12 protein-coding genes are annotated in these 12,771 nt (G+C 63.7%); 8 read left to right on the top strand and 4 right to left on the bottom strand.

Annotation, left to right across the window (positions count from 1 at the left end; all coding sequences use genetic code 11):
- Position 1 precedes the first annotated feature (1 nt).
- Positions 2 to 904, bottom strand: a complete 903-nt coding sequence (locus NKL06_RS13560) for a phosphotransferase family protein (RefSeq protein WP_023692640.1) — start codon at positions 902 to 904, stop codon at positions 2 to 4.
- Positions 905 to 1,010: 106 nt separating this feature from the next.
- Between NKL06_RS13560 and NKL06_RS13555 the strand changes: the two genes are divergently transcribed.
- Positions 1,011 to 1,643, top strand: a complete 633-nt coding sequence (locus NKL06_RS13555) for a class I SAM-dependent DNA methyltransferase (protein WP_023692639.1) — start codon at positions 1,011 to 1,013, stop codon at positions 1,641 to 1,643.
- Positions 1,644 to 1,655: 12 nt separating this feature from the next.
- Here the strand turns inward: NKL06_RS13555 and NKL06_RS13550 are convergent, their stop codons facing one another.
- The 3 genes from NKL06_RS13550 to NKL06_RS13540 form a co-directional block, all read right to left on the bottom strand.
- On the bottom strand, positions 1,656 to 4,109 hold the full coding sequence (locus NKL06_RS13550; RefSeq protein WP_023692638.1) for a GcvT family protein: 2,454 nt from the start codon (positions 4,107 to 4,109) through the stop codon (positions 1,656 to 1,658).
- Positions 4,106 to 4,990, bottom strand: coding sequence for a phosphotransferase family protein (locus NKL06_RS13545; protein ID WP_023692637.1), 885 nt, complete (start codon positions 4,988 to 4,990; stop codon positions 4,106 to 4,108). The genes NKL06_RS13550 and NKL06_RS13545 overlap by 4 nt, the downstream gene beginning before the upstream one ends.
- A 168-nt stretch (positions 4,991 to 5,158) precedes the next feature.
- Complete coding sequence (locus tag NKL06_RS13540; RefSeq protein WP_155927298.1) at positions 5,159 to 5,431, bottom strand: hypothetical protein; 273 nt, start codon at positions 5,429 to 5,431, stop codon at positions 5,159 to 5,161.
- Between NKL06_RS13540 and NKL06_RS13535 the strand changes: the two genes are divergently transcribed.
- The 7 genes from NKL06_RS13535 (at position 5,411) to NKL06_RS13505 (ending at position 12,751) form a co-directional block, all read left to right on the top strand.
- Positions 5,411 to 6,175 (top strand): DeoR/GlpR family DNA-binding transcription regulator, encoded by a 765-nt coding sequence (locus NKL06_RS13535; RefSeq protein ID WP_023692636.1) that lies wholly within the window; start codon positions 5,411 to 5,413, stop codon positions 6,173 to 6,175. The genes NKL06_RS13540 and NKL06_RS13535 overlap by 21 nt on opposite strands.
- A 406-nt stretch (positions 6,176 to 6,581) precedes the next feature.
- On the top strand, positions 6,582 to 7,193 hold the full coding sequence (locus NKL06_RS13530; RefSeq protein WP_023692634.1) for a DedA family protein: 612 nt from the start codon (positions 6,582 to 6,584) through the stop codon (positions 7,191 to 7,193).
- Positions 7,194 to 7,273: 80 nt separating this feature from the next.
- Entirely contained in the window at positions 7,274 to 8,185 is a 912-nt protein-coding gene (locus NKL06_RS13525; RefSeq protein ID WP_023692633.1) for a LysR family transcriptional regulator, read from the top strand.
- A gap of 211 nt (positions 8,186 to 8,396) precedes the next feature.
- Complete coding sequence (locus NKL06_RS13520) at positions 8,397 to 9,551, top strand: ABC transporter substrate-binding protein (protein ID WP_023692632.1); 1,155 nt, start codon at positions 8,397 to 8,399, stop codon at positions 9,549 to 9,551.
- A 210-nt stretch (positions 9,552 to 9,761) separates the two neighbouring features.
- Complete coding sequence (locus tag NKL06_RS13515; protein ID WP_023692631.1) at positions 9,762 to 10,760, top strand: ABC transporter ATP-binding protein; 999 nt, start codon at positions 9,762 to 9,764, stop codon at positions 10,758 to 10,760.
- A gap of 220 nt (positions 10,761 to 10,980) precedes the next feature.
- Positions 10,981 to 11,946 (top strand): ABC transporter permease, encoded by a 966-nt coding sequence (locus NKL06_RS13510; protein WP_023692630.1) that lies wholly within the window; start codon positions 10,981 to 10,983, stop codon positions 11,944 to 11,946.
- Positions 11,936 to 12,751 carry an ABC transporter permease gene (locus NKL06_RS13505; RefSeq protein WP_023673416.1) on the top strand — a complete coding sequence of 272 codons (816 nt, stop codon included), beginning with the start codon at positions 11,936 to 11,938 and terminating at the stop codon, positions 12,749 to 12,751. The genes NKL06_RS13510 and NKL06_RS13505 overlap by 11 nt, the downstream gene beginning before the upstream one ends.
- Positions 12,752 to 12,771 lie beyond the last annotated feature (20 nt).

The following is a 12,771-nucleotide window of genomic DNA, read 5'->3' as shown; positions in this document are numbered from 1 at the left end:
CCTAACCTTGGCGCACCGCCGCCAGATGCCGTAAAAACTCAGGCGTTTCCATCAGCGCCTTGCAACGGGCGAAGCGGCCGTCGGCATAGGCGCGGAAGTCCTCGACCGGGTTGTTGTTGGCAAGCTGGATCAGCCCCCACAGCGTCCACAACAGGTCGCACATCGCCTTGTAGATAACGACGCGGCCGCGCTCGGCCGGTTTCGCCTCGCCGCCGAAATAGGCGCGCATCATCTCTTCCTCTTGCGCGGTGTGGAACCGGCCTTCGACCGAGAGGTCGCCGAGGTCCCAGAGCGGATCGTTCATCCCCGAATATTCCCAGTCGACGATCCACATCCGCTCGCCCGTATCGAGAAAATTCTCGCACAGCGGATCGCAATGGCAGGCCGCAAGCGGCAGTCTATGCGCGGCAAGGGCGGCACGCACGGTGTCGGATTCGCGCACCACGTCGTGGTAGCCCGGCGGCAAGGCGACGTCCTTGGTCGATAAGACCTTGAGATAGTCGTCGATCATCGCAAACAGCTCGAAGCGGAACGGAAACACCGCACCGGACGCGTGCAGCCTGCGGAAGGCTTCGCCGGCGCGGGCCGGGCTGCCGGCGCGCAGCTTGAACTTTTCCGGCGACATCGTCACGGCGCCGGCAACGAAGCGGCTCGCCAGCACGCCTGTCGCGGGGTCGACATGCAGCACCTCGGGACTGACGCCCGCTTTGGCCGCCTCACGCGCCGCCACCGCCTCATTAGCGCGGTTGATATACTCCTCGGTGCCTTTGCCGGGGATACGCAGGCAGATATCGCCGGCCCGAAAGACGAGATTGGTCATCCCGCCCAGCCGCTCCAGCGGTCCGTCGTAGCCCGCTAATGCCGGAATTGCCGCAAGTGTTGCGCGTGCCTCGTCGGTCCCCATGGCTGTTGCCCCTGGCGTGTTATTTCTTGCGACAACGGTTCCACAGTTTTCGCCGTTTGGCTATCATCCGATCGAGGGTGAGCAGCGAGCTGGCGGAGAAACAGCCATGGCGGGCAACAAGGATCATGGCGGGCTTGGCGCCGCCTATGCGGCGCAACGGCCCGAGGACGTCGCCGCGATCTATGACAGTTGGTCGGAAACCTACGATGCCGACATGTCGGCCGCCGGCTACCGCCATCCGACGATCTGCCTGGCCCTGCTCGCACGGCATCTGCCGCGCGGCGCCGCACCGCTTCTCGACGCCGGCGCCGGCACCGGGCTGATCGGCGAGTGGCTGGCCATCACCGGCTATCCCCAGGTCGAAGCGCTCGATATTTCGCAAGGCATGCTGTCTAAAGCGGCGGCAAAGGGCGTCTATTCGGCGCTGCATTGCCTGGCGCTCGGCGGGCCACTGCCCTTTGCCGACAATGCCTATGCCGGCATCGTCTCGGCCGGCGTTTTCACCTCCGGCCATGTCGGCGCCGAGGGGCTGGACGAACTGATCCGCGTCTGCCGTCCCGGTGGCGTCATCGTGCTGACCATCAAGAACACGCTGTGGAACGCCGGCTTTGCCGATCGCATCGCTGCGCTCGAGGCTGAGGTCAGGGTCGTTCGTGCCGAGGAGACTGCGCCTTATGTTTCGATGCCGGGCGAGGCTGACACCGTGCCCAGCCGCGGCCTTGTACTCCGTGTGAGCTAATCCAGGTTTCGTCTACGCCTTGATCCTGCTCATCGAAGAATCGTACATCGGTTCGAGATGAATGTTGGCCGGCGTCCGTTCCATCGCGACCACCAGCTCATAGTCCCCTGAGCTGAGAAAATCGTCGCTGACGCCATCGGCGTTGCGGACATAGCCATAGCCGATGTTCTTAGCCAGCGTGTAGCCATAACCGCCGCTGGTGAGATAGCCGACCGGTTCGCCATTGCGCAAAATCGTCTCGCGCCCGACCAGCACGATATCGGGATCGTCGACCGTGAAGCCGGCAAAGCGTTTCTTCAGGTCGGCGCCGCTGATCTTTTCGAGCGCCCGCCGGCCGACGAAATCCGTGTTCTTTCTCAGCTTCACCGCCCAGCCGAGGCCGGCCTCCAGCGGCGTGTCGTTGGGTGTGATGTCGGAGCCCCAGGCGCGATAGCCCTTCTCCAGCCGAAGTGATTCCAGCGCTCGGTAGCCGATCGGCCGGATGCCGAGCGGCTTGCCGGCGGCCATCAATGCGTCGAAGATTTCGCCGGTGGCGGCGATTGGCACATGCAATTCCCAGCCGAGCTCGCCGACATAGGTGACGCGCAGCGCCCGAACCGTATGACCGGCAATGGCGATCTCGCTGACATGGCCGAACGGGAAGGCGACATTCGAGACATCCGCGTCGGTGACGGCCGAAAGCACATCGCGGGCGCGCGGCCCCATCAGCGACAGCGTGCCGAAATCCTCGGTGACATCTTTCAACGTCACGTCGAGGCCCTTGCCGACATGGTCGCCGATCCAGGAGAGATCATGCGTGCGGAAGCCGGTGCCGGTCACGATGTAGAATTTGTCTTCGGCGAGCCTGGCCACCGTCAAATCGGCCTCGATGCCGCCGCGCGTGTTGAGAAGCTGCGTGTAGGTCAGCCGTCCCACCGGCTTGGCGACATCGTTGGCGCAGATCCAGTCCAGCGCCTTAGCCGCATCCGAACCCGTCATTTCGTATTTGGCGAAGGAGGACTGGTCGAAGATGCCGACTTTCTCGCGCACATGCCGGTGCTCCTCGCCGACCGGGCCAAACCAGTTCTGCCGGCCCATGGAATAAATGTCTTCGGATGTGGCGCCCTGCGGCGCGAACCAGTTCGGCCGTTCCCAGCCGAGCTTGGAGCCGAACACCGCGCGGTGCGCTTTCAGCCGCTCGTAGAGCGGCGAGACGATGCGCGGCCGGCCCGAGACGTACTCCTCATGCGGAAAGCCGATCGTGTAATGCTTGCCATAGGCTTCCAGCGTGCGATCGCTGACCCATTGCCGGTCGCGGTGCAAATTGGAAAAGCGCCTGATGTCGACCACCCAAAGGTCGAGCGGCGCTTCACCATCGACAACCCATTGCGCCAGTACCCAGCCGGCGCCGCCGCCGGAAGCGATGCCGAAGGCGTTGAAGCCGGCGCCGACGAACATGTTGGCGCATTCGGGCGCGACACCGAGGATGAAATTGCCGTCCGGCGTAAAACTCTCCGGCCCGTTGATCATCTGCTTGACGCCGACCGTCTCCAGCGCCGGCACGCGCGCGATCGCCTGGCTCATATGCTGTTCGAAATGATCGTAGTCGTCGTCGAACAGGCGGAACTCCCAGTCATCGGGGACATCGCCGCCGGGCAGGCCGGTCGCCCAGGCCTGCGGGTTCGGCTCATAGCCGCCCATCACCAGCCCGCCGACCTCTTCCTTGAAATAGGTACGGCGGTCGGGATCGCGGATTGTCGGCGCGTCGGTCGCCAGCCCGTCGACCTTCTCGGTGATGATGTACTGGTGCTTGACGGGTTGCAGCGGTACGGAAATGCCGGCCATCGCGCCGACCTGGCGCGCCCATTGCCCGGCACAGTTCACCACCTTGTCGCAAGCAATGTCGCCCTTGTTGGTCTTCACCGCGGTGATGTGCCCGTCCATCATGTCAAATCCGGTGACGCGGACATCCTCGAACAGCTTCGCGCCATGCATGCGCGCGCCCTTGGCCAGCGACTGCGTGATGTCGGAGGGGCTGGCCTGCCCATCGGTCGGCAGCCAGGAGGCGCCGACCAGGTCGCTGGTCTCCAGCAGCGGCCACATCTTTTTGACCTCCCCCGGCGACAGCAACTGCATGTCCATGCCGAAGCTCCTGGCCGTCGTCGCCAGCCGTTTATATTCGGTCCAGCGGTCGGCATTGGTCGCAAGCCTGAGGCACCCGGTCATCTTCCAGCCGGTAGCGAGCCCGGTCTCAGTCTCCAGTCCCTTGTAGAGCTCGACCGAATATTTGAGCACGCGGGTGATCGAGGCCGACGAGCGCAACTGGCCGACCAGCCCGGCCGCATGCCAGGTCGAGCCCGAGGTCAGCTTGCCCTGTTCCAGCAGCACGACATCGGCCTTGTGGTCGCGCGCCAGGTGATAGGCCGTCGAACAGCCGATAATGCCGCCGCCGATGACGACGATGCCGGCATGTGTGGGCAATGTCATGACTGGGTCCCGTACTTCGTGCGGTAATTGTCCAGCGCCGCGTCAAGCCGCGTCAGGTTCTCTGCGGTGTAGGCGACGTAGTCGATGCCGGGCGCGTCGAGGTAAAGTTCGGAAACCATGCTCCACATCGCCTCGCGCAGCAGCGAGGCGCATTGCATGGCGGCGTGCGAGCGGCGGATCGCCTCATCCGGCTCGCGCATGAAATACGCCGTGAGGAAAGTGAAGGACTCCGCGTCGCTCATCTCGGCGTTGGAGGCAACGCCGGCAAGATCGAACATCGCCGTGTTGAAACCGGCATATTCGAAATCGATGAGCCACAACCTGTCGCCATCGTCGAGGATATTTGCCGGCAGAAGATCGTTGTGGCCAAATACGATCGGCAGCAGCTTCTGCGCCCGCTCCAACTCGTCGGCCAGAGCCAGCAGCCTGGGCAGCTCGTCGCGCTTGCGGCTGCCGCCTTCGCTCAGCGTTCGCGCATAGTCGCGGATGACATGGAAGACCCAGAACATGAAGCCGGCGCCGGAGATGTGATTGGGCATCTCGCGATGGAACCCGCGCATAAGCGCTGCGACGCGGCCGATATTGGCGCGCACGTCCTCGGCGACATAGGTCTTCGCGCCGAGGAATTCCGTGACCATGATGCCGGGTTCGGAATGGTGGACCGCCGGCGCGAAGCCTGCGGCGTGCGCCGCGCGGGCCGTCATCACCTCGCGGTCGCGAAAGACGTGGTGAAATGGATAGTCCTGGCCGAAGCGCACGACATGCCGCCCGGCCGCGTCCTTGACCAGATAGTTGGCGTTGCTGAGGCCGCCCGGCAGCGGCGCAATGTCGATGCTGCCATTCCAGCAAGGCAAGGCCCGGATGCGGTCTTCAGCAGTCACGGGGCCATCCCTGACTTTTGCGGAGCTTCGATAGGCGCCAAGCGCCGCGCAACGAGCGTTGGGAAACGCAAAAAATCTCGTCGGTGCGGGACGCAGGAACTCCTATCCCGCGCCGCACCGACGAGCCCCTCTGGCCAGGTTTTAATACCCGGTCTCCGCCCCCGCGGATCAGAGAAACTTTTGTGCCAGTTCAAACCCAGACGGTCTGGCCAGACGGTCCGGTCCGTGAATTGCGGCTCTGCCATCACCCTCCCGTGGCAGTTCCGAAGCTGTCACGCCGTCAATGTCACGCCAGTGCTGCCTACCTGTCAATGAAATGTTGTGACTTTTTTTGGGTGTTTTGCCCGAAACCACGAGCAATTCCTTTAAAAACGGCGGCATTGCCCTAAAACCGGGCAGGCCGCAAATTGAGGAAGCCAGATGATCCATTCGAAACGGCATGGCGAAATCCTCCGCCTCCTCAAGGAAGAGGGCACCGTCACCATTGCCAGCCTCGCCGACCGGCTGGGGGTTTCGCTTGAAACGGTGCGCCGGGATGTCAAGCCACTGACCGGCAATGGCTCGGTGCTCAAGATGCATGGCGCCATCGGCCTGCCGTCGATGGCCGGCGAAGCGCCGTTCGAGCGGCGCATGCGCGACAATGCGGAGGCCAAGCGGCTGATCGCCCGCATGGTCGCTGCCACCATTCGCGACGGTGAATCGGTCATGCTGGACACCGGCACCACGACCTCGTTCCTGGCCCGCGAACTGCTCGGCCACCGACGGCTGACCGTGGTCACCAATTCATCCGACATCGCCCGCACGCTGGCCACCGTCAACGGCAACAAGGTCTATATGGCCGGCGGCGAATTGCGCAGCGATTCCGGAGCCGCCTTCGGCGCCTCGGCGATCGATTTCGTCAGCCGCTTCTCGGTCAGCCATGCGGTGATTTCGATCGGCGCCGTCGATGCCGCCGCAGGCCTTGCCGACTACGATCTGGAAGAGGCGGAGTTCGCCCGCATGGTGCTGTCGCGCGGCCAGCGCTCGCTGGTCGTCACCGACCACACCAAGTTCGGTCGCCAGGGTCTAGTCCAGGTCTGCGGCTTCGACGGTTTTTCCGAACTAGCCACCGACCAGCCGCCGCCGCGCGACATTGCCTCGGCACTTGCCGAGGCTGGAGCGCGCCTCAGCATCGCTGCGGCCTAGCCAAACACCAGCGACTGGCGCGCCGCGATCCCGGCCCATGCCGCTACCCGATACCACGAAGGCGATGTTGTGCATCATGCGCGCCGCGTCGCCGGCCGCATAAGATGTCGTTCTGGTGAAAAATTGTTTTTCAATCATCCGGCTCTTCGCAATGTCCATGCAACTTGGCAGCCGCAAACAGCGCCTCGTCGAAATGCGGGCCGGGCGAATCGCCCGCATCAGCAATGAGGTCACCATGCTGCAAACGATGCCTTGTCTTTCCTCATGGCTTGGACGCTTGCGCGCTCCGACCTGGAAGCGGACCCGGCTTGGCCGGATATTCCGCAACTTTCCGCCGGCGACGGTGTATGACGGTGTATAAGGTGTCCAGGATCAAGAACCTCAAAACCTATGACTGGCGCTTCGCATGACTGATCCACTGTCGGCGATCCTGGGCTTCGGCCTGCTTGGTGTCGGCTGTCTCGCCTTCACTGAAAAGATCCTGCCGCTGCCGCCCTCGCATGTGCTGCTGCTGTTCCTCGGCATGACGGCAGCCTCCGATCTCCTGGCGCTGGCGATTCTGCTCCTGGTGACGACGCTGTCCGCCATCACAGGCTGCCTTGTCTGGTATAGTGTGGGCCGTAGGATTGGATTGGATCGTGCCGACAGGCTGGTCGAGCGTTTCGGCAAATATGTCTGCTTGCGCTATGCGACCTACAGCAAGCTTGGTCAGGCCTACCGCCGCCATCATGTCCGGGTCTCCTTGCTGGCGCAGTTCATCCCGACGGTTCGCAACTATCTGCCGATCGCGGCCGGCGCGCTCCGTCTTCCACTCTTGCCCTTCGCGGCGGCGACGCTGCTCGGCGCCACTTTGTGGAACACCGGCTTCCTCGTCACCGGCTACCTTATGCGCGGCAGCGGCCGGGATTCCTATGCCATCGGCTTTCGCATCATCGTCATCGTTTTGGCGCTGGAGACGGCGTTTATGCTCGCGCTTCGCTACGGTCCTGCCTGCCGGCGGCGCCTCGGGTTCGGCTGACCAGGAGGCGCCTCAAGCCGTATGGGTATAAGCTCCGCCTTCGGCTTTCCTTCCCCGGCGCGCCGGTGTTTAGTCCGGCCATGGCTTTCACCATCCGCCAGCTGCAGTTCTTCATTGCCGTCGCCGAGCAAGGCACGGTGTCGGGCGCCGCACAAAACCTCTCCATCTCGCAATCCTCGGTCACCGAGGCGATCAAGGAGCTGGAGAGCGATCTCGGCGTCGAATTGTTCGAGCGCCATCCGCGTGGCCTCAACATTACTCACAAAGGCCACCAGTTCCTGCGCCATGCGACCAAGATCCTGGCCGACGTCTCCGATGCGCGCCGCGCTTTCTCCGACGACCAGGTGGCGGCCGGCGGGCGCCTGCAGCTCGGCGTCACCTCGCTGGTCGCCGGCTATGTGCTTTCCGATCTTCTGGCGCGCTATCGCCGCGCCTATCCCGGGGTCGATGTCTCGGCTATCGAGGACAATGGCGACTATCTCGAACATCTGCTGATCGGCGGCAAGCTCGACATTGCCGTCATGGTCACCTCCAATTTGCGCGACCGCACCGCTCTGCAGTCGGAAATCCTCGAGGTCTCGGCCTACCGGCTGTGGGTCCCGCTCGGCCACAAGCTGGCCAGCGCCGACATTATCGGCATAGGCGACATTGCCGGCGAGCCGCTGATCATGCTGACCGTCGACGAGATCGAGGAGAACACCGGCAAGCTTCTGGCGGCGATCGGCGCCAGGCCGCATGTCGCCTTTCGCACCCGCTCGGTCGAAGCCGTTCGCAGCCTCGTCGCCACAGGTGCGGGCGTGGCGTTGCTGCCCGACCTAGTCTACCGGCCGTGGTCGCTGGAAGGCGACCGCATCGAATCGCGCGACATTTCGGGTTCCCTGCCGGTCGTCCAGGTCGGCATGGTCTGGCGCCGCGGCTCCGGTCTGCCGCAGGCGTCGCGCGACTTCATCGGCCTTGCCCAGTCGCAGCGTATGGTACGCCAGCAGCGTTGATAGGGTGCGTGGTTATCTATCGGAAAAACCGATATCGCGTTTCTGATAAATGAATTTGCGAAACCGGAATTTTCCGAGCACTTTTCATGTCAGGGACGAAAGCCGCCATCAGAGCGGCAACGTGCCATCGGATGAACTGACGCTTTTCAGCCTGCGGCTGACCGCGGCGGCGACTCGCTTCGCAGTCAGGCGCCAAAATGGGAGATTGACGATGAATTCATTCCTGAAGACGTGCACCGCCTTGACGGTCGCGCTGACCTTTTCCGGTCAGGCTGTCGCCCAGGTCAAGGAACTTGGCAAGGGCGAAGGGGAGGTCAGCATCGTTGCCTGGCCGGGGTACATCGAGCGCGGCGAAACCGACAAGGGCTATGACTGGGTGACCTCCTTCGAGAAGGAGAGCGGCTGCAAGGTCAACGTCAAGACCGCGAACACCTCCGACGAGATGGTCTCGCTGATGAATGAGGGTGGGTTCGATCTAGTCACCGCTTCGGGTGACGCATCGCTGCGCCTCGTTGCCGGCAAGCGCGTGCAGCCGATCAACACCGATCTCATCCCGAGCTGGAAGGCGGTAGACGACCGTCTGAAGGATGCGCCCTGGTTCACCGTCGACAAGGTGCATTACGGCGTTCCCTATCAGTGGGGCCCGAACATCCTGATGTACAACACCGATGTCTTCAAGGAAGCGCCCAAGAGCTGGAACGTCGTCTTCGAGGAAATGAACCTGCCGGACGGCAAGTCCAACAAGGGCCGCGTCCAGGCCTATGACGGCCCGATCCACATCGCCGACGCCGCCAACTATTTGATGTTCCACAAGCCGGAACTCGGCATTAAGGACCCGTACGAATTGAACGAAGACCAGTACAAGGCAGCGCTCGAGCTGCTGCGTGTTCAGCGGACGCTGGTCGGCCGCTACTGGCATGACGCCGCCATCCAGGTCGACGATTTCCAGAACGAAGGCGTCGTCGCTTCCGGTTCGTGGCCTTACCAGGTCAACACGCTGGTTGCCGCCAAGAAGCCGGTCGCCTCGACCGTGCCGGAAGAAGGCGTCACCGGCTGGGCCGACACCACCATGATGGAGGCCGACGCCGCGCATCCCAACTGCGCCTATATGTGGCTTGAGCATTCGCTGTCGCCCAAGGTCCAGGGCGATGTCTCGGCCTGGTTCGGCTCGCTCCCCGTGGTGCCCGCTGCCTGCAAGGGCAACGAGCTGCTCGGCGAGGAAGGCTGCAAGACCAACGGCTACGAGAACTTCGACAAGATCAAGTTCTGGAAGACCCCGGTCTCCAAGTGCGCAACCCAGAACGACCAGTGCGTGCCTTACTACCGCTGGGTGTCCGACTATATCGGCGTCATCGGCGGGCGTTGAGCTCCCTTTAACCCACCCCCTTGTGGGGAGGGTCGACGCGCAGCGTCGGGGTGGGGGCAGCGCTGACGTCCGGTGCTAGTCACCCCCACCCGCGGCTTCGCCGCGACCTCCCCATCGAGGGGGAGGTGAAGTGCCGTGCCCGCTGGCCGGATTGGTGGCGGCAAGAGCTATTTCGACGAACCACAAACCGGCAACAGATCAGGACAGCCCATGACCTCGGCCGTTTCCTTCCAGAAAGTCTCTCGCCATTTCGGCAGCGTGCGCGCCGTCGATGCGGTCGATCTCGACATCGTGCCGGGCGAGTTCTTCGCCATGCTTGGTCCGTCGGGGTCCGGCAAGACGACCTGCCTGCGCCTCATCGCCGGCTTCGAGCAGCCGACATCGGGCTCGATCTCGATCTTCGGCGACCGCGCCGAGGGCGTGCCGCCCTATCGCCGCAACGTCAACACGGTGTTCCAGGACTACGCGCTGTTCCCGCATTTGAACGTGCTGGACAATGTCGCCTACGGGCTGATGGTCAAGGGCATCGCCAAGCCGCAGCGGCAGAAGGCGGCGGAAGAGGCATTGTCACTGGTGCGGCTTCCCGGCTATGGCGCCCGCCGTCCCGGCCAGCTCTCCGGCGGCCAACGCCAGCGCGTCGCGCTGGCCCGTGCGCTGGTCAACCAGCCCAAGGTGCTTTTGCTCGACGAGCCGCTCGGCGCGCTCGACCTCAAGCTGCGCGAGAACATGCAGGAAGAGCTGAAGTCGCTGCAGAAGGCGCTCGGCATCACCTTCGTCTTCGTCACCCATGATCAGGGCGAAGCGCTGTCGATGGCCGACCGCGTTGCCGTCTTCAATGACGGCAAGATCATGCAGATCGGCACGCCGGAAGACATCTACCAGCGGCCCAGGACACGCTTCGTCGCCGATTTCGTCGGCTCCTCCAATGTGTTGCCGCCGGATTTCGTCCAGCGTTATTCCGGCCAGGACCGCTGGGGCAGCCTGCGCCCCGAATCGATCCGCATCGGCAGCATTGCGAAAGGCGAAGGGGTTGCCGCGCGCCTGGTCGGAACCAACTATCTCGGCGCCACGACCAGGCTGGCGCTCGACGCCGACGGCTTGAGGCTGCACGCCATCGTGCCGGCCGGGACAAAGCTGCCGGCGGAAGGCGAAGCGGTGGTGCTGACGTTCAACCGCGAGCATTTGCATTTGATGGACGAGCCGGCATGATTGAGGTTTGCGCCAAGCACCCCCCTCTGTCCTGCCGGACATCTCCCCCTCAAGCGGGGAGATTGGCTATTCCTCCCGGTTTCGCCAATCTTCAACGTTGGGGATTTGGCGAGGCAGCGAAACTGCTGATCTCCCCCCTTGAGGGGGAGATGTCCGGCAGGACAGAGGGGGGTGTGAAGGAACCCGGCTTCTCAGGGTTCCTTCAGCACGCGGTCTCCCCATGACCATCGCCGCGCTCAACTCAACCTCCGCCCCCGCCATCCTGCCCGGCAGCGGCGGCGTGCGCGGTGCGCTGTCCGACCTGTTCTGGCGCAAGCCGCAACTGCTGCTGTTCCTCATGTTGGCGCCGCCGGTGCTGTGGCTCGGCGTCGTCTATATCGGTTCGCTGTTCGCGCTCTTGGCACAGAGTTTCTTCTCGATCGACGAATTTTCCGGCCTCATCAACCATGAGTTCACGCTGAAGACCTATGGCGACCTGTTCCAGCCCGCCAATCTCGACATCATCCTGCGCACGGTGACGATGGCGGTGCTGGTCACGCTGGCCTCCGCCGCCATCGCCTTCCCGATCGCCTATTATGCGGCGCGCTATGCCCGGGGCCGCTGGAAGGCGCTGTTTTATCTCGGAATCATGCTGCCGCTGTGGTCGAGTTATCTGGTGAAAATCTACGCCTGGAAGTTGATCCTCGCCAAGGAAGGCATTCTGACCTGGCTGCTGGCCAAATTGCATCTGCTCTGGGTGCTCGACGGCTGGCTGTCGCTGCCGGTCGTCGGCGGCAACTCGCTGTCGGTCTCCGCCACCGGCACCTTCATCGCCTTCGTCTATGTCTGGCTGCCGTTCATGATCCTGCCGGTGCAGGCGGCATTGGAGCGCGTGCCCGGCAATCTGGTCGAGGCGTCCTCCGATCTCGGCGCATCGCCGGGCCAGACCTTCCGCAACGTGCTGTTCCCGCTGGCGCTGCCCGGCATCGTCGCCGGCTCGATCTTCACCTTCTCGCTGACGCTGGGCGACTACATCATCCCGCAGATCATCGGCACGTCGCGGCTGTTTATCGGCCAGGCCGTCTATTCGCAGCAGGGCACCGCCGGCAACATCCCGCTCGCCGCCGCCTTCACCGTCGTGCCCATCGTCATCATGGGTTTCTATCTCTGGGGCGCCAAGCGCATGGGGGCCTTCGATGCGCTCTGACGGTTCGCAATCCGCCCCGCTCGGCCTCAAGATCGCAGCCGCTTGCGGCCTGCTCTTCCTGCACCTGCCGATCCTGCTGATCTTCGTCTATGCCTTCACCACGGAAGAGAAGAGCTTCGTCTGGCCGCCGCCGGGGCTGACCACACAATGGTTCGCCGTCACCTGGAACCGGCCGGATGTCTGGCAGGCGCTGTCGCTTTCGGTCCGCGTCGCCGCAATCTCGACCGCGATTGCCTTGATACTGGGCACGCTGTGCGCCGCCGCCGTGTCACGGACGAAATTCTTCGGCCGCGAGACGATCTCGCTGCTCGTCATCCTGCCGATCGCGCTGCCCGGCATCATCACCGGCATCGCGTTGCGCTCGGCCTTCTCGCTAGCCGACATCCCGTTCTCGTTCTGGACGATCGTGCTCGGCCACGCCACCTTCTGCGTTGTCGTCGTCTACAACAATGCGGTCGCCCGTTTCCGCCGCACTTCCGGCTCAATGATCGAGGCCTCGATGGATCTCGGCGCCGACGGCTTCCAGACCTTCCGGCACGTCGTGCTGCCCAACATCGCCACCGCTCTGCTTGCCGGGGGGATGCTCGCCTTCGCGCTGTCCTTCGACGAGGTCATCGTCACCACCTTCACCGCCGGCCAGCAGCAGACCGTGCCGATCTGGATGCTGGAAGAGCTGATCCGCCCACGCCAGCGTCCGGTCACCAATGTCGTCGCCATGGTCGTGGTGCTGGTGACGCTGCTGCCCATCCTTGCCGCCTATTACCTGACCCGCGACGGCGACCAGATCGCCGGTTCGGGCAAATGAAGAACAGCGAATAGGGAGTA

The organism is Mesorhizobium sp. C268A (genome assembly GCF_040324475.1).
In the GTDB taxonomy this organism is placed as follows: domain Bacteria; phylum Pseudomonadota; class Alphaproteobacteria; order Rhizobiales; family Rhizobiaceae; genus Mesorhizobium.
Note: the sequence above shows the minus strand (reverse complement) of the source record. Positions and strands in the feature narration are given on the sequence as shown.

What these genes read in the sequence shown, in the direction of transcription:
- NKL06_RS13560 (WP_023692640.1), bottom strand. Translation starts at nt 904, where the DNA reads ATGGGGACCGACGAGGCACGCGCAACACTTGCGGCAATTCCGGCATTA.
- NKL06_RS13555 (WP_023692639.1), top strand. Translation starts at nt 1,011, where the DNA reads ATGGCGGGCAACAAGGATCATGGCGGGCTTGGCGCCGCCTATGCGGCG.
- NKL06_RS13550 (WP_023692638.1), bottom strand. Translation starts at nt 4,109, where the DNA reads ATGACATTGCCCACACATGCCGGCATCGTCGTCATCGGCGGCGGCATT.
- NKL06_RS13535 (WP_023692636.1), top strand. Translation starts at nt 5,411, where the DNA reads ATGATCCATTCGAAACGGCATGGCGAAATCCTCCGCCTCCTCAAGGAA.
- NKL06_RS13540 (WP_155927298.1), bottom strand. Translation starts at nt 5,431, where the DNA reads ATGCCGTTTCGAATGGATCATCTGGCTTCCTCAATTTGCGGCCTGCCC.
- NKL06_RS13530 (WP_023692634.1), top strand. Translation starts at nt 6,582, where the DNA reads ATGACTGATCCACTGTCGGCGATCCTGGGCTTCGGCCTGCTTGGTGTC.
- NKL06_RS13525 (WP_023692633.1), top strand. Translation starts at nt 7,274, where the DNA reads ATGGCTTTCACCATCCGCCAGCTGCAGTTCTTCATTGCCGTCGCCGAG.
- NKL06_RS13520 (WP_023692632.1), top strand. Translation starts at nt 8,397, where the DNA reads ATGAATTCATTCCTGAAGACGTGCACCGCCTTGACGGTCGCGCTGACC.
- NKL06_RS13515 (WP_023692631.1), top strand. Translation starts at nt 9,762, where the DNA reads ATGACCTCGGCCGTTTCCTTCCAGAAAGTCTCTCGCCATTTCGGCAGC.
- NKL06_RS13510 (WP_023692630.1), top strand. Translation starts at nt 10,981, where the DNA reads ATGACCATCGCCGCGCTCAACTCAACCTCCGCCCCCGCCATCCTGCCC.
- NKL06_RS13505 (WP_023673416.1), top strand. Translation starts at nt 11,936, where the DNA reads ATGCGCTCTGACGGTTCGCAATCCGCCCCGCTCGGCCTCAAGATCGCA.